The 19,046-nt window shown below is 66.0% G+C and carries 18 protein-coding genes and 1 tRNA gene; 11 read left to right on the top strand and 8 right to left on the bottom strand.

Annotation, left to right across the window (positions count from 1 at the left end; genetic code table 11):
- Positions 1–49: 49 nt before the first annotated feature.
- Complete coding sequence (locus tag GGQ62_RS04000; RefSeq protein WP_152576392.1) at positions 50–1,594, top strand: amidase; 1,545 nt, start codon at positions 50–52, stop codon at positions 1,592–1,594.
- 19 nt (positions 1,595–1,613) lie between these two features.
- Here GGQ62_RS04000 and GGQ62_RS03995 read toward each other — a convergent pair whose 3' ends face one another.
- Entirely contained in the window at positions 1,614–2,090 is a 477-nt protein-coding gene (locus GGQ62_RS03995) for an Lrp/AsnC family transcriptional regulator (protein WP_152576393.1), read from the bottom strand.
- Between the two features lie 171 nt (positions 2,091–2,261).
- Here GGQ62_RS03995 and trxB point away from each other — a divergent pair, with 171 nt between their 5' ends.
- From trxB to GGQ62_RS03980, 3 genes are all read left to right on the top strand, one after another.
- Positions 2,262–3,227 carry a thioredoxin-disulfide reductase gene (gene trxB / locus GGQ62_RS03990; RefSeq protein WP_152576394.1) on the top strand — a complete coding sequence of 322 codons (966 nt, stop codon included), beginning with the start codon at positions 2,262–2,264 and terminating at the stop codon, positions 3,225–3,227.
- Between the two features lie 44 nt (positions 3,228–3,271).
- Positions 3,272–4,195 carry a LysR family transcriptional regulator gene (locus tag GGQ62_RS03985; RefSeq protein WP_152576395.1) on the top strand — a complete coding sequence of 308 codons (924 nt, stop codon included), beginning with the start codon at positions 3,272–3,274 and terminating at the stop codon, positions 4,193–4,195.
- A 295-nt stretch (positions 4,196–4,490) separates the two neighbouring features.
- A tRNA-Ile gene (locus GGQ62_RS03980) sits at positions 4,491–4,565 on the top strand.
- 13 nt (positions 4,566–4,578) lie between these two features.
- Here GGQ62_RS03980 and GGQ62_RS03975 read toward each other — a convergent pair.
- Both GGQ62_RS03975 and GGQ62_RS03970 read right to left on the bottom strand, forming a co-directional pair.
- The gene (locus GGQ62_RS03975; RefSeq protein WP_152576396.1) at positions 4,579–5,787 is read right to left on the bottom strand and encodes an LL-diaminopimelate aminotransferase; all 1,209 of its coding nucleotides are present in this window, start codon (positions 5,785–5,787) and stop codon (positions 4,579–4,581) included.
- A gap of 97 nt (positions 5,788–5,884) precedes the next feature.
- Complete coding sequence (locus GGQ62_RS03970; protein WP_152576397.1) at positions 5,885–6,202, bottom strand: hypothetical protein; 318 nt, start codon at positions 6,200–6,202, stop codon at positions 5,885–5,887.
- Positions 6,203–6,372: 170 nt separating this feature from the next.
- Here GGQ62_RS03970 and GGQ62_RS03965 point away from each other — a divergent pair, with 170 nt between their 5' ends.
- On the top strand, positions 6,373–8,133 hold the full coding sequence (locus GGQ62_RS03965) for a PHA/PHB synthase family protein (protein ID WP_152576398.1): 1,761 nt from the start codon (positions 6,373–6,375) through the stop codon (positions 8,131–8,133).
- Positions 8,130–8,687 carry a cupin domain-containing protein gene (locus tag GGQ62_RS03960; protein WP_207790457.1) on the top strand — a complete coding sequence of 186 codons (558 nt, stop codon included), beginning with the start codon at positions 8,130–8,132 and terminating at the stop codon, positions 8,685–8,687. The genes GGQ62_RS03965 and GGQ62_RS03960 overlap by 4 nt, the downstream gene beginning before the upstream one ends.
- 6 nt (positions 8,688–8,693) lie before the next feature.
- Here GGQ62_RS03960 and GGQ62_RS03955 read toward each other — a convergent pair whose 3' ends face one another.
- A complete protein-coding gene (locus tag GGQ62_RS03955; RefSeq protein WP_152576399.1) occupies positions 8,694–10,181 on the bottom strand; it encodes a flavin-containing monooxygenase in 1,488 nt (495 codons plus the stop codon).
- A gap of 132 nt (positions 10,182–10,313) precedes the next feature.
- On the opposite strand from GGQ62_RS03955, the gene GGQ62_RS03950 reads away from it, so the two are divergent.
- The gene (locus tag GGQ62_RS03950) at positions 10,314–10,799 is read left to right on the top strand and encodes a pyridoxamine 5'-phosphate oxidase family protein (RefSeq protein ID WP_152576400.1); all 486 of its coding nucleotides are present in this window, start codon (positions 10,314–10,316) and stop codon (positions 10,797–10,799) included.
- A gap of 42 nt (positions 10,800–10,841) precedes the next feature.
- Here the strand turns inward: GGQ62_RS03950 and GGQ62_RS03945 are convergent, their stop codons facing one another.
- Positions 10,842–11,351, bottom strand: coding sequence for a GcrA family cell cycle regulator (locus GGQ62_RS03945; protein WP_152576401.1), 510 nt, complete (start codon positions 11,349–11,351; stop codon positions 10,842–10,844).
- Between the two features lie 76 nt (positions 11,352–11,427).
- Here GGQ62_RS03945 and GGQ62_RS03940 point away from each other — a divergent pair, with 76 nt between their 5' ends.
- The 4 genes from GGQ62_RS03940 (at position 11,428) to GGQ62_RS03925 (ending at position 17,535) form a co-directional block, all read left to right on the top strand.
- Positions 11,428–12,273, top strand: a complete 846-nt coding sequence (locus GGQ62_RS03940) for an ABC transporter permease (protein ID WP_152576402.1) — start codon at positions 11,428–11,430, stop codon at positions 12,271–12,273.
- Between the two features lie 162 nt (positions 12,274–12,435).
- Entirely contained in the window at positions 12,436–13,602 is a 1,167-nt protein-coding gene (locus GGQ62_RS03935) for an efflux RND transporter periplasmic adaptor subunit (protein ID WP_167649461.1), read from the top strand.
- Positions 13,602–16,733, top strand: a complete 3,132-nt coding sequence (locus tag GGQ62_RS03930; protein WP_152576404.1) for an efflux RND transporter permease subunit — start codon at positions 13,602–13,604, stop codon at positions 16,731–16,733. The genes GGQ62_RS03935 and GGQ62_RS03930 overlap by 1 nt, the downstream gene beginning before the upstream one ends.
- A 115-nt stretch (positions 16,734–16,848) precedes the next feature.
- Entirely contained in the window at positions 16,849–17,535 is a 687-nt protein-coding gene (locus GGQ62_RS03925; protein ID WP_152576405.1) for a hypothetical protein, read from the top strand.
- A gap of 3 nt (positions 17,536–17,538) precedes the next feature.
- Here the strand turns inward: GGQ62_RS03925 and GGQ62_RS03920 are convergent, their stop codons facing one another.
- Genes GGQ62_RS03920 through GGQ62_RS03910 form a run of 3 tightly spaced genes read right to left on the bottom strand, consistent with a single transcriptional unit; the run spans position 17,539 to position 19,033 of the window.
- Positions 17,539–18,267 (bottom strand): ParA family protein, encoded by a 729-nt coding sequence (locus GGQ62_RS03920; protein ID WP_152576406.1) that lies wholly within the window; start codon positions 18,265–18,267, stop codon positions 17,539–17,541.
- An 8-nt stretch (positions 18,268–18,275) separates the two neighbouring features.
- Entirely contained in the window at positions 18,276–18,656 is a 381-nt protein-coding gene (locus tag GGQ62_RS03915; protein WP_207790473.1) for a MerR family transcriptional regulator, read from the bottom strand.
- Between the two features lie 20 nt (positions 18,657–18,676).
- Complete coding sequence (locus GGQ62_RS03910; protein WP_243445959.1) at positions 18,677–19,033, bottom strand: integration host factor subunit alpha; 357 nt, start codon at positions 19,031–19,033, stop codon at positions 18,677–18,679.
- Positions 19,034–19,046: the final 13 nt, after the last annotated feature.

The following is a 19,046-nucleotide window of genomic DNA, read 5'->3' as shown; positions in this document are numbered from 1 at the left end:
AAGGAAAATTGCCCTATCTCCGGCCATGGCTGGGCAAGGACAGGGGCAAATGAAGCGAATGGCAGTGGTCCTGGTCCTTGCCGCGCAGCCGGCGCTGGCCGCGCCGGATCGCGTGACCGAACAGTCGATCCCGGCGCTCGGCGCCATGCTCGACGATGGCAAGACGATCTCGGTCAAGCTGGTCGACGCTTATCTGGCGCGCATCGCTGCGGTCGACAAGGCCGGGGCGGCGCTCAACAGCGTCGTCGCGATCAATCCACAGGCGCGTGCCGATGCCCGGCAGCGCGACGATGAACGGCGGGCGGGAACCGCCGCCGGGCCGCTGCACGGCATCCCGATCCTCATCAAGGACAATATCGAAACGCGCGATCCGATGCCGACGACGGCCGGGTCGCAAGCCTTGCAAGCGAACGTGACCGGGCGCGACGCGCCGCTGGTGGCGCGGTTGCGCGCCGCCGGCGCGATCATTCTGGGCAAGACCAATTTGTCGGAATGGGCAAACTTTCGCGGCCGGCGGTCGACGAGCGGATGGAGCGCCATCGGCGGTCTGACCCGCAACGCCTATGCCGGCGATCGCAACCCCTGTGGATCGTCGGCCGGCAGCGGCGCGGCGGTGGCGGCGAGCCTGGCGGCCGCCGCGATCGGCACCGAAACCGATGGATCGGTGACATGCCCCGCCGCTGTCAACGGGCTGGTGGGGCTGAAGCCGACCGTCGGGCTGGTGTCGCGCACCCATGTCGTGCCGATTTCGCACAGCCAGGATACGGCAGGGCTGATGGCCCGCGACATCCGCGACGCGGCCCTGCTGCTGACCGTCATGGCCGGAAGCGACCCGGCCGATCCGGCCACGGCAGCCGCCGACAGCCATCGCAGCGACTATACCGCGACATTGTCGCGCGACGCCCTGCAAGGCAGACGCATCGGCGTGCTGCGCTTCGCCATCGGCCCCGATCCCAAGACCGCGCGGGTCTTCGAAGCCGCCCTGCGGGACCTGCAGCGCGCCGGTGCGGAGCTGGTCGATATCACCGATTTTGCCGGCCGCCAGCAAATCCGCGATGCCGAACAGATCGTGCTGAGTTTCGAGCTCAAGGCCGATCTCAACGCTTATCTGGCCTCGACACCGGCCGCGGTGACGACCCGCACGCTGGCGGACATCATCGCCTTCAACCAGCGCCATGCCGCAACCGAGCTGCGCTGGTTCGGCCAGGAGCATTTCGAGGAAGCGCAGGCGCGCGGCGATCTGACCGACCCCGTCTATCTCAATGCCCGCGAGACGGGGCAGCGACTTGCCGGCCGCGAGGGCATCGACAGGATGCTCGCAGAAGCGAATGTCGAAGCGCTGGTTGCGCCGACCACCGGTCCGGCGTGGACGACCGACCTGGTCAATGGCGATCATTTTTCCGGCGGCGGCGCCGGCGGGATCGCAGCCGTCGCCGGCTATCCGCACCTGACCGTGCCGATGGGCCAGGTCGAAGGGCTGCCGGTCGGCCTGTCGATCATCGGACCGGCGTGGTCAGAGGCCCGGCTGCTGGCGTTCGGCTATGCCTATGAAGGCGTGGCGCCCCCGCGTGTCCCGCCGCGCCTGGGAAATTGAGGCAGGCAGCGCTACCGGCTCAATCGACGGGTACACCCGGCCGTGACAGCGCTGTCCGAATGACGAACGACGTCTTCACGCTCTCGACATTCGGCGCCGGTGTCAGTGCGCTGGTGAGGAATTTCTGGAATTCCTGCAGATCGTGGGCGACGACCTTCAGGACGAAGTCGATTTCGCCATTAAGCATATGGCATTCGCGCACCTGCGGCAGCTGCGCGACATGGTCTTCGAACGCCTTCAGATCGTCTTCGGCCTGGCTCTTCAGTGACACCATCGCAAAGACGGTGATGCCATAGCCCAGCGCCTGCGCTTCCAGATCGGCGTGATAGCCCAGGATGGTGCCGTTCTCCTCGAGCGCGCGGACGCGCCGCAGGCACGGGGGCGCAGTCAGGCCGGCGCGCTCGGCAAGCTCGACATTGGTGATCCGCCCTTCGGCCTGCAGGTGTCGAAGGATGACACGATCGATATCGTCGATAGGTAGCCGGGAGCGATGCATTGACGAAACTCCATGGCGTCAAAAGGCATTGGATCATAACATTATTACCGCAAGCCGCAAGTCTATTGGCAATTTTGCCCCGAACGCCATGGCTTGGCGCTGCCATGGCATCGGGGGTGCAAAATCGGCCGTGACCGCCTATCTGGGAGTGCTTCGCTGGGAGTTTGCATCGTGTCTGAATCGCGTCATGTCCGTGTCCTCATCATCGGTTCGGGGCCGGCCGGCTATACGGCCGCTATTTATGCGGCGCGCGCGGCGCTGGCGCCGGTCCTGATCGAAGGGCTGCAGCCCGGCGGCCAGCTGACGATCACCACCGAGGTCGAGAACTGGCCGGGCGACCTGAGCGTCCAGGGGCCGAACCTCATGGTCCGGATGGCCGAACAGGCGCGACACGTCGGCGCCGAACTGGTCAGCGACATCGTCACCAATGTCGACATGTCGCGCCGGCCCTTTGCCATCCAGACCGATTCGGGCCAGCATTGGACCGCCGACACGGTCATCATCTGCACCGGCGCGCAGGCCCGCTGGCTCGGCATCGAATCGGAAACGCGCTATCGCGGGTTCGGCGTTTCGGCCTGCGCGACCTGTGACGGGTTCTTCTTCCGCGGCCGGACGGTCGTGGTCGTGGGCGGCGGCAATACCGCCGTGGAAGAAGCGATGTTCCTGACCAACTTTGCCACGAAAGTGCATCTCGTCCACCGCCGCGACGAGCTGCGCGCCGACAAGACCAACCAGGCGCGGCTGTTCGCGCATGACAAGATCGAGATTCACTGGGATTCCGAAATCGCCGATGTGGAGGGCAGCGCCGACCCGTTGACCGTCACCGGCGTGACGCTGCGCGATACCCGCACCGGTGCGCTGCGGCCGCTGGCCTGCGATGGCCTGTTCATCGCCATCGGCCATGTTCCGGCGACCAGCCTGTTTGTCGGCCAGCTCGAAATGGATGACGAGGGCTATCTGATTACCCGTCCCGATTCGACCGCGACGTCGGTGCCCGGCGTGTTCGCCGCCGGCGATGTGAAGGACAAGCTGTACCGCCAGGCGGTGACCGCGGCCGGCATGGGGTGCATGGCGGCGCTGGAGGCGGAACGTTTCATGGCGCATGGTGTGCACGAACTCGCCGCAGCGGCGGAATAGGGCGCCAGGCGCCGCGCCGGGCCGGTGCGGCATAGGGGGCGGACATGATGAACCTCGATTGGGAAAAGCTGCGGCTGTTCGAAGTCGTTGCCGAGGCCGGCAGCTTCACCGAAGCCGCACGCCGGCTGCACATGAGCCAGCCGGCGCTGTCCCGCCAGATCGGTGCGCTCGAAGAACAGATCGGTGCCAAGCTGTTTCATCGTCACGCGCGCGGGCTTGCCACCACCCATGAGGGCGAGCAGTTGCGCGCTGCCACCCACGACATGCAGGACCGGCTCGACCGCGCCCGCGACGCCATCGATGCGTCGCGCGATCGGCCGACCGGCGAAATCCGCCTGACCACCACGGTCAGCTTCGGGTCGACCTGGCTGGCACGGCAGCTGGGGGACTTTCTCGACCTGTTCCCCGACATCGTCGTCAACCTGATGCTGTCCGACCTCGACGTCGACCTCGCCAAGCGCGAGGCCGATGTCGCCATCCGCTTTCACCCGCCGTTCCAGACCGAGCTGGTGCAAAAGCCGCTGTTCCCCATTCGGCATTATCTGTGTGCGTCGCCGGCCTATCTGGAGCGCCATGGCGTCCCGCGCAGCGTCGGCGAACTGGGCCAGCATCGACTGATCGCCTATGGCGACGCGGCGCCCGAGTTTCTGAAGGGTATCAACTGGGCGCTCGACCTTGGCGAGGAGGGTGCGCCGCGGTCGGCGGCGCTGACCATCAACAACAGCCATGGCGTGCTGCAGGCGGTCGAGGCCGGCGCCGGCATTGCAGCGCTGCCGAGCTATCTGATCCGTTTTTCGGGGAAGGTGCGGGTCGTGCTGCCGGAGCTTGAGGGCGCGGTGTTCCGGACTTTCTTCACCTATCCCGTCGAGCTCAGGCGATCCTTGCGTGTCGCGGCGCTGCGCGACTTTCTGGTCAGTCGGATGACGGCCGCAAACCTCGATATCGACCGGTATGCGCTTAGTGCATAGCTGGGCTGCATTCTTGTGCGGTGCACAATCATGCAGAAGGGCGTAAATACAACCCGTGGCCGTCACCGACGGCGCTACATCCGCTTCGTCCCCCCCGACGACCGGATGCATGTTACCGGTCGCTCTCCCCCCTCTTGAGACCGGTAACCGATCCGTACCCGGCGCTGCTCCACCCCCCCCGGAGCCCCCCGATGGTGCGGATCACAATTTTGGGCCGGAATCGCCGAGGCGGTTCCGGCCCTTTTTTTGGCTTCTGCTACCGACCATCCTGCGCTACCGCTGCGGCAGCTTTTCCGGGCCTGTAGCTCAACGGTAGAGCCGGCCGCTCATAACGGCTAGGTTGGGGGTTCGAATCCCTCCGGGCCCACCATCGTTCCTGTTGCTCAACCGGCCCGCGCCGACGGCGTGTTGACACCCATACTCTGCAGATATTTGCGGACGTTGCGCGCCGCCTGGCGCAACCGCTGCTCGTTTTCGACCATGGCAATGCGGACGAAGCCTTCGCCGTCCTCGCCATAGCCGACGCCCGGGGCCACCGCGACGCCGGCGTGGGTCAGCAGCTGCTTGGAAAATTCGAGGCTGCCGAGATGTGCGAGCGCCGGCGGCAGGGGCGCCCAGCAGAACATGCTTGCGCGCGATGGCGGCACGTCCCAGCCGGCGCGGCCGAAGCTTTCCACCAGCACGTCCCGGCGCCGGTGATACAACAGCCGGTTGGTGGCGACGATGTCCTGCGGACCGTTGATGGCAGCGACCGCAGCGGCCTGGATCGGCGTGAAGGCGCCATAGTCGAGATAGGATTTGACCCGGGTGAGCGCGCTGATCAAGGTCTTGTTGCCGACAGCGAAACCGATTCGCCAGCCGGCCATCGAATAGGTCTTGCTCATCGAGGTGAACTCGATCGCGACATCCTTGGCGCCGGGGACCTGCAGGATCGATGGCGTCGGCTGGCCGTCGAAATAGATCTCCGAATAGGCGAGATCGGACAATACCCAGATCTGGTGCTTTTTCGCGAAGGCGACGACCCGCTCGTAAAATGCGAGGTCGACGGTTTCGGCGGTCGGGTTCGATGGATAGCCCATGACCAGCACCGAAGGCTTTGGCACGGTAAACTTCATGGCGCGCTCGAGCGCTTCGAAATAGCGCTCGTCGGGCGTGGTCGGGACGCTGCGGATGGTGGCGCCCGCGATGATGAATCCGAACGTGTGGATCGGGTAGCTCGGGTTGGGGGCCAGCACGACGTCGCCGGGTGCGGTGATGGCCTGGGCAAGGTTGGCAAGCCCTTCCTTGGAGCCGAGCGTGACGACGACTTCGCTTTCCGGATCGACATCGACTCCGAAACGGCGGCCATAATAGCCGGCCTGGGCCTTGCGCAGCCCGGGAATGCCCTTCGACGCCGAATAGCCGTGCGCGTCGGGCTTGGCGGCGACTTCGGCCAGCTTGGCGATGACATGCGGCGGCGGCGGCAGGTCGGGGTTGCCCATGCCGAGATCGATGATGTCGTCGCCGCGGGCGCGCGCCGCCGCCCGCATCGCATTGACTTCGGCGATGACATAGGGCGGCAGACGGCGGATGCGGTAGAAATCGTCGTTCATGACACGGGCCTTCGGGCGGGCGGGGGCAGAAACGAAAATCGGGCGGAGGACGTTTCCGTCCACCGCCCGATTGATCGTTGATCGGGAGAGACGGGGCCTATTGCGGCGCCGCGGCCGGGGCGGCAGCGGGGGCGACGCGGACCTTGGTCACGCGCACGACGCGCTTGCGCGGCTTGGCCTTCATCGGCTTGGCGGCGGGCGTGCCGCGCATGTCGGGGGTCCATTTGCCACCGTTGGCAGCGTCACGGGCATCGACCTGGGCGCCGGTCATCGCGCGGGCCTGCTGCGCCTTGGTCTGCTGGCAGCCGTCGGTCACCGTGGCGCTGCAAAAGGGACGCTCGGCTGCGGCAGGCGCCTGCGCAAGCACCGGGGCTGCAAGCATCGCGGCGGCAGCAAGAAACAGCGGCTTGATCATTGGAAATCTCCGTGACGGGCCGGGTTTATTCCGGTCGAGGTGTAATAGCGCTGTTGTGCAGCGACTGGAAGAGCGATTCTTGCGTCGGGCGACCCCCGGAAATGCATGGCGTTTCAACCTCCGCACGTTCACTATGCTGAGTGTTGCAAAGAGATATTGGGGTTTGGACCATGGCGGAAGCACCGGCACCCGCGCAGCCGATCGAGGCTTTCCAGAAATGGACCGAATTGGCCGGGCGCAGCCAGCAGATGATGCTGGAATTCTGGTCGAAGGAGCAGGGTACGGCGCTGCCGTCGCTCGATCCGCTCGGTGCGATGGCGACCTGGCAATTGGCGATGTCGGCGGCGATGGCCGATCCGCAGCGGCTGCTGACCTTGCAGAGCCGCTACATGACCGACGCGATGGCGCTCTGGCAGTCGTTCCTGGTCCCGGGGTCGACCCCGAGCCCGGTCGGCGCGGTCAAGGACAAGCGTTTCGCAGGCGAGGCGTGGCAGGAAGCGCCGGCCTTCGATTTCCTGCGCCAGTCCTATCTCCTCGCCTCCAACTATATCCTCGAGGCCGGCAACGACATCGAAGGGCTGGACGCGCATGAAAAGACGCGCGCGCGCTTCTTCATCAAACAGTTCGTCGACGCCATGTCACCGTCCAACTTTGCCCTGACCAATCCCGAGGTGCTGAAGAAGACCGCCGAAACCGGCGGTGCCAACCTGCTCAAGGGGCTGGAGCACATGATGGCCGACATGTCCGCCGGCCGCATGAAGATGACCGACGAGAACGCCTTCGAAGTCGGCCGCAACGTCGCCGTGACGCCGGGCAAGGTGGTGTTCGAAAACCGGCTTTTCCAGCTGATCCAGTACAGCCCGACCACCGCGAAGGTCTACAAGACGCCGTTGCTGATCTTCCCGCCGTGGATCAACAAATTCTACATTCTCGACCTGACGGCCGAAAAGAGCTTCATCCGCTGGGCGGTCGAGCAGGGGCTGACTGTCTTCGTCACCTCGTGGAAGAATGCCGACGCCAGCCTAGCCGATGTCACGCTCGACCATTATGTCGGCGAAGGGCAGATCACCGCGCTCGACACGGTTCTCGATATCTGCGGCACGAACAGTGCGCACACCATCGGCTATTGCGTCGCCGGCACCACGCTGGCGGCGACGCTGGCGGTGCTCGCGGCGCGCGGCGAGGCCGACAAGGTCCGTTCGGCGACCTTCTTCACGGCCCAGGTCGACATGAGCGAGTGCGGCGAGCTCGGCGTGTTCATCGACAACGCAACGCTCGACACGCTCGGCAAGCTGACGGCGGACAAGCCCTGGCTCGATGGCCGCAACATGGCGATGACCTTCAACATGCTGCGGTCGAACGACCTGATCTGGAGCTATGTCGTCAACAACTATCTGATCGGCAAGGACTATATGCCGTTCGATCTGCTCTATTGGAACAGTGATGCCACCAATGTGCCGGCGCTGTGGCACCGCAGCTATCTGGAAGACATTTATCGCGACAATCTTCTGGTCAAGCCGGGCGGGCTGACGGTGCTCGGCGTGCCGATCGACCTCACCCGGGTGGCGACGCCATCCTATATCCAGGGTGGCAAGGAAGATCATATCGCGCCGGCGCGCTCGGCCTACAAGCTGACCAGTGCCTTCACCGGGGAAAAGCGCTTCGTTCTCGCGGGGTCCGGACATATCGCCGGCGTCGTCAACCCGCCGTCGGCCAAGAAATACCAATATTGGACAAGCGACACGCTGCCCGAGCGCTTCGACGATTTCGTCGCCTCGGCGGCGGAGACCAAGGGCAGCTGGTGGCCGGACTGGATCGCCTGGCTGGCGCCGCGCTCGGGTGCCAAGGTCGCGGCGCGCGTGCCGGGGAGCGGTGCCCACAAGGCGATCGAGGATGCGCCGGGGCGCTATGTCAAGGAACGCATCGGGTGACAGGCTTTGCCGACGCCATGCGCCGCATCGTCACCGGCGACAATGCCGCCGGCCAATCGGTCATCATCATCGATGGCGGGCCGTCGGCCTTCGCCGGCGATCCCGATCTGGGCGGGTTGTTCGAAATCTGGGAGGACAGCGCCAGCGGGCCGCTCGACCCGAACGATCACCGCGATCTCGGCACGACAACGGCGGTGCTCGGGCCGCGACCGGGCAATGTCCAGGTGCGCTGGTTCGTCGTTTCACCACTGCCCGAAGGCGTGCCGAAGCCGCAGCTCGATGCCGTTGTGCGCGACGTGTTCGCAGGGTTCGACGGCGATCGCCATATCATCGACCAGTCGCGCCATCCGGCGATGCACGAGACTCATTCGATCGACGTCATCTGCCTGCTGCAGGGTGATGTCTCGCTGGTGCTGGAAGGCGGCGAGACGCGGGTGAAGCCGGGGCAGGTGGTCATCCAGCGCGGCACCAACCATGCCTGGGTGGCGCATGGCGGCCCGGCGCTGCTGCTGGCGGTGTTGATCGACCGGCCGGTGGTACGCGCGCCCGCTTAACGCGAGCTATTCCGCAGCCTCGGCCAGCGCTGGCGCCCGCGCCTCGGGCCGGCTGAACACCATTTCTTCGCCCAGGTCGCCGTCGCGCAGTTGCTGCCGGTCGTGCTTGTAACTGGCGGTGACCATCCAGGGCGCGCGGCTGCCGGAGCGGGGCAGGGCGTCGGCGCCGCGCTGGACATAGCCCGAGGACAGATCCATCGCCAGCCGCTCGGGCTGGACATCGGCGCCCGGCGTCGCCGTGGCGATGCTGGTGCCGGTGGCGCGCATATAGTTGAGCAGCCGGCCGACATAGCCGGCGATCAGGTCCGACCGCAGCGTCCAGCTGGCATTGATATAGCCGAAGCTGATGGCGAGGTTGGGAATGCCCGAAAACATCATGCCCTTGTAGGCGAGCGCATCGGCAATCCGCTGCGGAACACCATCGACGCTGACCGCCATGCCACCCAGCGCCTGCAGCTTCAGCCCGGTCGCGGCGATGACGATATCGGCTTCCAGCAACGCGCCCGAGGCGAGCCGAATGCCGTCGGCTTCGAAGCGCGCGATGGTGTCGGTGGCGATGTCGGCCTTGCCCGCCTTGATGGCGTCGAACAGGTCGGCATCGGGGACCAGGCACAGCCGCTGGTCCCATGGGTTGTAACGCGGGGTGAAGTGCGTGGCCATGTCATAGCCGGCAGGCAGCAGCTTCTGCAGCCGGCCGAGCAGCGCGGTGCGGACCTTGTCGGGGTTCTTGCGGGTCTGTTGGTAGAACCACATGCCCATGGTGACATTCTTCCAGCGCACCATGTCATAGGCGACCTTGGCCGGCAGCACGGCGCGCAGCGCATTGGCGATGCCGTCGCTTGCCGGCCGGCTGACCATCCACGTCGGCGACCGTTGCAGCATCGTCACCCGCGCCGCCGTCCGGGCGATCTCCGGCACCAGCGTCACCGCCGTCGCACCCGATCCGATGATGACGACCTTCTCGCCGGCATGGTCGAGGGTTTCGGGCCAGAATTGCGGGTGGACAATCTGGCCCTGGAAATCGGCTTCCCCCGGCCAGTCTGGTTTATGGCCTTCGTCATAGCTGTAATAACCCGAGCACATGAAAAGGAAGTTGCACGACAGGGTCACGGTCGATCCGTCGGCCAGCGCGCAGGTCACCGTCCAGCGTGCACGCGTGCTGTCCCAATCGGCGGCCTTGACCTTGTGGCCGAACCGGATGTGCCTTTCGACGTCATGTTCGCTGGCGGCTTCGCGGATATAGCTGCGGATGCTCGGGCCGTCGGCGATCGCCTTCGCCGCGTTCCAGGGCTTGAAGCTGTAGCCCAGCGTGTACATGTCGCTGTCCGACCTGATGCCGGGGTAGCGGAACAGGTCCCAGGTCCCACCGATGGCGTCGCGCCCTTCAAGGATTGCAAAGCTGCGGTCGGGGCAATCGCCCTGCAGATGCACGGCGGCGCCGATGCCCGACAGCCCGGCCCCGACGATCAGCACATCGAAATGATCGGTGGTCATGAAGGCCCTCCGCGCCGCCGGCGTGGCAGCAGGTTGACGTTAACGGTAACGGCAGTGGCAATGTCATGCAACCGACGCGCAACCGCCGCCGCCAAGGCGCGTTATAGGCGCGCAACGAAAAGGAGCATCGACATGACGACCCCCCAAGACCTTCAGGCCAAGTTCTGGAAGGCACTGCATTCGGACCGTACCGTGATGCTCGGCCTCGACGGCGTCGAAAATGCCCATCCCCGGCCGATGACGGCGCAGGCGGAAGGCGACAAGAGCCCGCTTTGGTTCTTCACTTCGACCGAAAGCGACCTGGTGCAGCATCTGAACGAAGGCCACCACGCCGTCGCCAGCTTCGTCGACAAGGGTCACGAGCTGTTCGCGACGTTGCACGGCACGCTCGTCCTCGACAATAATCCGGCGACCATCGAGCGTTTGTGGAACCCGTTCGTTGCGGCCTGGTACGAAGGCGGCAAGACTGACCCCAAGCTGCGACTGCTGCGCATGGACGCGCACACCGCCGAAGTCTGGCTGAACGAATCGAGCATCTTCGCCGGCTTGAAGATGCTGCTCGGGTCGGACCCCAAGGCCGATTATAAGGACAAGGTTGCGACGGTTTCGCTGGATTGAGGACGGTGTCGGCGGGGGACCACCCCGCCGACCTGCCGCGCGCTAGCGCCGCGGCATGCCCGGCATCTGCGGCGGCGGCCGGCGATCGCGATCGCGCCGCGGCAGCTGCGCCTGATAGGCGACAAGGCAATGTTCGGTGCAATAGGGGAAGCCCGCCTGTGCCGACTTTCCGCAGAAATGAAAATCCGCATCCCCCGGGTGGCCGATCGGCCATTTGCAGATCTTCTCGTTGAGATCGAGCAAGGTCGTGCGCGCCGCCTTGCCGGTCCGCGCTGGCTTCTTGGCAACAGCCGGACGCGGCACGGTGGGCACGGATACCGGGACAACGGCAGCCGGCGCCGCGGTCGCGACCGGCTTGGCTGCCGGTGCTGCAGCCACGTCCTCGGTGCCCTTCACCGGCGACGGACGTGATTCAAGGCCAAGGCGATGCGCCTTGCCGATGACGGCATTGCGGCTGACGCCTTCGCCCAGCGCTTCGGCGATCTGGCTTGCGGTCATGCCGCCTTCCCAGCCGGCTTTCAGCTGAGCGATGCGTTCGTCGGTCCAGGCCATGGGTCAATTCCTGTCGGCATAAGGGTCGCGGCGCCCCGGCTTGCCGCAGGGACGGTCCCGGCGGTAAGGCAGGGACATGGTAGCAATCGAAACACCCCGTCCGGTCGATTCGCAGGCGCGCCACCCGGAACCCGGCGTGGTCGTCATCCCGTCTGTCAATTGGCAGGGGTTGCAAACCCTGTATTTGAAGGAGGTGCGGCGCTTTTTCAAGGTGCAGTTGCAGACCGTCTGGGCGCCGGCGATCACCACCCTATTGTTTCTGGTGATTTTCGCGCTGGCGCTCGGCCAGGCGCGACCGGCCGTGCTGGGCGTTCCCTTTCCGGATTTCCTGGGGCCGGGGTTGATCGTCATGGGGATGATCCAGAACAGCTTCGCCAATTCGTCATCGTCGCTGCTCGTGGCGAAGGTGCAGGGTTCGATTATCGATGTCCTGATGCCGCCATTGTCCGCCGGTGAGCTGGTGGCGGCCTATGTCGCCGGTGCGTTGACGCGCGCCTGGCTCGTCGGCCTGGCGGTCTGGGTGGTCATGGCGATCGCGCCGGGGGTCAATGTGCCGATCCGGTCGCCGCTGCTGATCCTGTATTTCGGCACGATGGGGGCGGTGATGCTGGCGCTGCTCGGCATCCTGACCGGTATCTGGGCCGACAAGTTCGACCATGCCGCGGCCGTTACCAATTTCGTCATCCAACCGCTGACCCTCTTGTCGGGAACATTCTACGCGATCGACCGGGTCAATCCGACCATGGCGACAATCAGCCACGCCAACCCATTTTTCTACATCATCGACGGGTTTCGCAGCGGTTTCATCGGCATTTCGGACGGTTTGCTCGGCCAGGGCGCGGTCGTGCTGCTGGTTTTGAACATCGTGCTCTGGTGGGTCTGCTATCGCGTCATGCGCAGCGGCTGGCGGCTGAAGGCCTGACGCTGCCCCGCATGCGCGATGCTGCATTGCAAACGCTGCGAAAATCCGCGTAACGATTCTGCGACTGCGAAGGGATAAAATCCGTCGTGTGTCTGGTTTGAAACATTCGAATCGGGGCGGGCGGCTATGCGCCTGTCATATCGCATAGGGTTTATCCTCGGCATGTCCGTAACTTCGCGTCCTCGCTCCGTCCTGGCAGTCATCGGTGCGGCGCTGGCGCTGGGGTCGTGCGGCGAGGGGGACGATGCCGGCGCGCGCAAGCGGCCACCGCAGGTGGTGGGCGCCATGCCGGCCAAGGCTGAGGATTTCGCGCCGCGGCTGGTGGCGCTGGGGACGGTGACGCCGCTGCAATCGGTGGCGGTGCGGCCGCGCAGCGATGGCGAGATCGTCCGCATCCTGTTTCGCGAAGGCGACGACGTGCGCGCCGGCCAGCCGCTGTTCCAGCTCGATGATCGCGGCGCGCGAGCCGCGCTTGCCCAGGCGCGGGCCAATCTGGCCAGCGCGCGTGCCGCGGCGGTGCAGGCGCGCGGGGACTATACCCGTGCCCAGCAACTCGTCGGCAAGGGCTTCGTCTCGGCAGCGGTGCTCGACCAGCGCAAGGCGCTCGCCGGGTCCGCCGATGCCGCCATCGCCGCCGCACAGGCCGCGGTGCAGGCAGCCGAAACGGCGCTGGATTTCCAGACGATCCGTGCCCCGGTCAGCGGGCGCACCGGGGAGCTGGGCTTCCGGCTCGGCGCCAATGTCCGCACCGGCGAGGCAGTGCCGCTGGTCACGGTCAACCAGCTGTCGCCGATCTCGGTGCGCTTCCTGGTGCCGCCCGAACAGGTGCAGGACGTGCGCGGCGCGCTGTCGCGGGGCGGGGTGACGGTGACGGCGCGCCCGCAGGATGACAGCGGCGGCGCCGCGCCGATCGCGACCGGGCGGCTCAGCTTTCTCGACAACAACGTCAACCCGGGGACGGGGTCGGTGGCGGCCAAGGCGGAATTCGTCAACAAGGGCGACACGCTTTGGCCAGGGGCGATCATCAATGTGGAGGTGCCGCTGTCGGGCTCGGCGCCGCGCATCGCGCTGCCCGAAGGCGCGGTGCAGACCGGGCGCGACGCCCCGTTCGTGTGGGCCGTGGGTGCCGACAACAAGATCATGATGCGCGATGTGACCGTCGCCGGCCGGGCCAATGGCAAGGTCTTCCTCGCCAGCGGCGTCGCACCGGGAGAAACCATTATCGTCGATTCGCTGACCAAATTGCGCCCCGGCGATACCGTGCGGACCCGCGCCGGCGGCGCCGCGCCGCGCACGGTCGCGGCGGCCGCGACCGGAACGGGTGGCTGATGGGGGCGGTGCGCCTCGCCGTGGAGCGGCCGGTCGCGACCGTCCTGCTCAGCCTGGCGATCATCTTCGCGGGGTTCTTCGGCTATCGCCAGCTGCCGGTCTCGGCGCTGCCGGAAATCGACCTGCCGACCATCCAGATCAGCGCCAACCTGCCCGGCGCCAACCCGGCAACGATGGCGGCGTCGGTGGCGACGCCGATCGAGCGCCAGCTGTCGACCATCGCCGGGATCGACCTGATCACCTCGTCGTCGTCGACCGGATCGACCAACATCACCATCCAGTTCGCGCTCGACCGCAATATCGATGCAGCGGCACTGGACGTGCAGACGGCGCTGTCGGCGGTGACCCGGCGGCTGCCGCGCGAAATGCCGGCGCCGCCGACCTTTAAGAAGGTCAATCCGGCCGACCAAGCGGTGCTGATTCTGTCCGTGCAGGACCGCACCCGTCCCGAAAATTCGCTGCAGACGATCGTCGACACGCTGATCGTGCCGCGCATCTCCACGATGAGCGGCGTCGGCGAGATCCAGACCTATGGCAGCCGGCGCTTCGCCATGCGCATCCAGTTCGACCCGGCGGCGCTGACGGCGCGCAACCTGACCGCCGACGATGTCCGCAACGCGGTGGTGACGGCGAACAGCAATGTCGCCGTCGGCGCCATCACCGGCGGTGACCGCAGCTACATCCTCGACGCGACCGGCAATCTGGAAACACCCGAGGATTTCGCCGCCATCGTCATTGCCAGCCGCGATGGCCTGCCGGTGCGGCTGGGCGATGTCGCCACGGTCAGCGCCAGCTATGAACAGCTGCGCGGCGGCGCCAAATTCAACGGCGAGCCGTCGCTGACGCTGGCGATCACCCGGCAACCGGGCGCCAATGTCGTCAAGCTGGTCGACGACGTGCTGGCCGTGCTGCCGTCGATCAAGCAATCGATCCCCGAATCGGTCAACATAACCCCCGTCGTCGACCGGTCGGAATCGGTCCGCCATTCGGTTGCCGATGCGCAATACACGCTGGTCGGCACGGCGATCCTCGTCATCATCGTCATCTATCTGGTGCTCGGGGACTGGCGCGCCACCATCATTCCCGCCGTGGTGCTGCCGCTTGCCGCCATCGGCACCTTTGCCGGCATGCATGCCTTTGGCTTCAACCTCGACAATCTGTCGCTGCTGGCGCTGACGCTGGCGACCGGTTTCGTCGTCGATGACGCGATCGTCGTTCTGGAAAACATCGTCCGGCATATCGAGGACGGCGCCGAACCGCGCGAAGCGGCGGTCACCGGCGCCAATGAAATTGCCTTCACCGTGCTGTCGATCTCGGTGTCGCTGGTGGCGGTGTTCATCCCGCTGCTGTTCATGGGCGGCGTCATCGGGCGGCTGTTCTTCGAATTCGCCGTCACCATGACCATCGCCATCGGCATTTCGGCGGTGCTGTCGTTGACGCTGATCCCGATGATCGCGGCGCGCGTGCTCAAGCCCGGCCATGCCCATGACAGCAGCCGGGTGGCGCGGGTCTCCACCGCCGCATTCGGCCGGCTGACGGGGCGCTACATGCGGGCGTTCGACGCGACACTGCGCCACCGCAAGCTTGTCGGCTTCCTGACCGTCGCATCGATCGGCGTCGCGGTCTGGGGTTTCACCGTCGTGCCAAAGGGCTTCTTCCCCACGGAAGACACCGGCGCCATCTTCATCGGCACCGAGGCAGCGCCCGATATCGGCTTTGCCGAGATGCTGAAAAAGCAGGATGCGGTCGCGCGCATCGTCCGCGCCGATCCGGCGGTGGCGCGGGTCAACAGTTTCCTGGGCGGCGGCACCGGCAACACCGGCCGCATGTTCGCGCCGCTGAAGGACCGGTCTGAGCGCGATTCCGCCGAGGTCGTCCAGGCGCGGCTGCGCAAGGAACTTTCGCAGATCCCGGGGATTTCCGCCTTCCCCAATATTCCGCAGAATCTGCAGATGGGCGGCCGCGCCTCATCGTCCAATTATCAATATACCCTGTCGTCGGTGGACAAGGACGCACTGTACGACTTCGCGCCGCGGCTGGAGGCGCGACTCCGCGGCACGCCGGGGTTCGACGATGTCTCGTCGGACTATCAGAAGGGGGCTCGCGAGGTGATGATCAGCATCGATCGCGACGCCGCCAGCCGGCTGGGCGTGCCGGTGTCCGCGATCCGCCAGACGCTGTACGCAGCCTATGGCAACGAGCAGGTATCGACCATCTACACCGATGCCGACAGCTACCAGGTGATCCTGGAGATCGCTCCCAGCCAGCAGATGACGCCCGATGGCATCGGGCGGTTGACGGTGCGCGCCACCAGCGGCGCCTCGGTCGGTCAGTTGGTCCCGCTGTCCGCCGTGGTGCGATCGACCATCCAGGGCGCGCCGTCGGTGGTCGCGCACCAGAGCCAGTTGCCGGCGGTGACGATCTCCTTCAACCTCGCCAAGGGCACGGCTTTGTCGCAGGCCAAGCCGTTGATCGATGCCGCCGCCACGGCGCTCGACCAGCCGGCAACGATCAGCGGCGCCTTCGGCGGCAATGCCCAGCAGTTCGGTGCGTCGACCGATTCGATGCCGATCCTGTTCCTCGCGGCGATCATCGTCATCTACATCGTTCTCGGTGTGCTTTACGAAAGCTTTGCGCATCCCATCACCATCCTGTCGGGCCTCCCGGCGGCGGGCATCGGCGCAGTGGCGTTCCTGTGGCTGTTCAACAAGCCGCTCGATGTCATCGGCATCATCGGCGTCGTCCTGCTCATCGGCATCGTCAAGAAGAACGCCATCATGATGATCGACTTTGCGCTGGCCGGGCAGCGCAGCCATGGCTGGACGCCGGTTCATGCCATTCGTGAAGCGGCGTCGAAGCGGTTCCGCCCGATCATGATGACGACCTTTGCGGCCATGGCGGCGGCGCTGCCGCTGGCACTCGGCCTGGGGGCGGGGGCGGAGCTGCGCCAGCCGCTCGGGATCGCAGTGCTGGGCGGGCTTGTGGTCAGCCAGGTGCTCACCCTGTTCATCACCCCGGTGGTCTATCTCGGCATCGAAGGGATCAATGCCCGGCTGCGGGCGCGGCGCGGCGGCGCGCAGGTCCGGTCCTTGCCGACCGGCGACATTCCCGATCGCGTCGCTGCCGAGTGAGCTTCGACAGGAACTGTCACTTGTCAAAGCGATAGCGGCAGTCGATAGTGATCCGTAACGATATGCGGCACTGCAGTCGCTTTTCCGGGGTGATGGGATGGACGGGCCAGCCGCGATGACGACCCTGTTGGGGCGTCCAGCGCATTTCCTGAAATATTACCCGGTCAAATGCGCCGGTTCGAGCGCACCGGTCCAGAACGCTGCCAACACCAAGGCCTATCGCATCGTCAAGCGCGATGGCGCGCTCGGCCAGAAGGCCGGCCATCGCGGCGCCACGCGGCCCGGAATCTTCGGCACGACGCTCAACATTTCCAGTTTCAAGCTTGAACCCGGCGGTGCCGCCGTCGGGGCGGGCACGGTCGCGCAGGCGCATGTGGTGCCGATGGTCAACCACAACAGCACCATCTATGGCTGTTTCGACCTGCAGGGCGTCACCAACGCCATGCCCAATTATGTCCTCGATGCCGGCGGCGACGGCCTGATGGTAACCGGTGAACTGTCCAATTGCTGCTTCGCCTGGGTGCAGCAGGGCAACGACCTGTGGTGCACCCATGTCCAGCCGGTCGGCGGCATCACCCCCGGCAATCTGCAGACCGAACTGTCGACCACCGGCAGTTTCGCCGGTTTGCCGGGCACGGCGCTGTCCACCTTCGGCCGCAACCAATATCCCGGTGGGCGCGCCAGCATCATCGGCGTCCGCGAAGGCGGGGTGTGGAACCTCTACGCCCAGAAAACCGACACGTCGTTCGACACGCTGACCGAAAGCTGGCGCATCCATCCGGGGCCGGCGGTTCGGCTGTAGCCGTCAGGCCGGCCGCACCAGCGCGCGTTCGACCTGCGTCCACAAATTCGCCAGCGCCCGCGCGGCGACGGTCGTCGAGGATTTGGCCAGCACCGGCAACCGCGTTGTCCCCATGTCCTCGATCGCAGCGGCATAGGGGATGGCCGGGCGATCGGGGAATGCCAGCAGGGTGTTGCGGTGCAGCGACTTGCGCCGGTCGACCATGGTGAACACCGGCAATACCGGCGGCGGGTCCTTCATATGGCCGAGATGATCGACCATCTGTTCGAAGGCGCGGCCCGACAGGGGGGAGGGCAGCATCGGCACCACGAGAAGGTCCACGGCCCGAAACACCTGGTCGGCAAGCTCGGTCAGCCCCGGCGGACAGTCGAGGATGATCCGGTCATACTCCTGGTCGAGCCCCTTGAGGAGCTTCTTGAGACGCTTGGCACGGTCATCGTCGGCGAGCTGCTTTTCAAGGTTGCGCAGCGACTTGTCGGCGGCGAGAACATCGAGCCCGGCAAAATCCGTCGCCTGAACCAGTGGCAGCAACGCGCCGGCGGCAATGCCCTTGCGCGCCGACGCCTTGGGTGAGGGTGAAAGCCGCAGCATCCACGTGGCTGCGCCCTGGGCATCAAGGTCCCACAACAGCGTGCGGCGCTTCGACAGGCTGGCAGCGGCATGGGCGAGATTGACGGCAAGCGCGGTCTTGCCGACTCCACCCTTGACGCTGAAAACGGCAATGCTGCGCATGGTCGGTGTCAGGCGGCCAGGGCGGCGCGCAGGGCGTCCCGGACGCGGCGAAGCTGCTCCAGATCCGCTGTCCCGACCCGCGCTGCCGAATCGTCGCGGCTGGCGATGGGGGCCGGGGCGGCGGCGGGAACCGGAGTTGGGACGGCCACCCGCTGTTCGGCGAGTGCCAGCTGGGCGCCGCGAATGGTCAGGCCCTGGTCGTGCAGCATGGCGCGGATGCGGTGCAACAGCGCCATGTCGGCGGGCCGGTAATAGCGGCGGTTGCCGCCGCGCTTCAGCGGCTGCAGCTGCGGAAAGCGCGTTTCCCAGAAGCGCAGCACATGCTGCGGCACACCGACCGCCTCGGCAGCTTCGCTGATGGTGCGAAAGGCGGTTTCGGATTTCGGCAATGCCATGGCATGCGCGCCGGTCAGGCGCCGGGCTCCGCGTGCCGGTTGATTTCGTCGCGAAGGATCTGGCTGGGCCGGAATGTGAGCACCGTGCGCGGCTCGATCGGCACTTCGACGCCGGTCTTGGGGTTGCGGCCGACGCGCAGACCCTTGTTGCGCAAGACAAAGCTGCCGAACGACGAAATCTTGACATTGTCGCCCGCCACAAGGACGTCGCTGATCTCGTCGAGGACCGTTTCGACCAGCTGGGCCGATTCGGCGCGCGACAGGCCGATCTGCGATTGCACGGCGCTGGCCAGGTCGGCCCGCGTCAGACTTGTTGCTTCGATGCGATTCATGATGTCCCCCCAGCTGTTGCCGCTGATATCATTGACCATCCGGCGGCGACAG

It is taken from the genome of Polymorphobacter fuscus (assembly GCF_011927825.1).
GTDB classification, from domain to species: domain Bacteria; phylum Pseudomonadota; class Alphaproteobacteria; order Sphingomonadales; family Sphingomonadaceae; genus Sandarakinorhabdus; species Sandarakinorhabdus fusca.
This window is presented reverse-complemented; position numbering and strand designations above follow the sequence as displayed.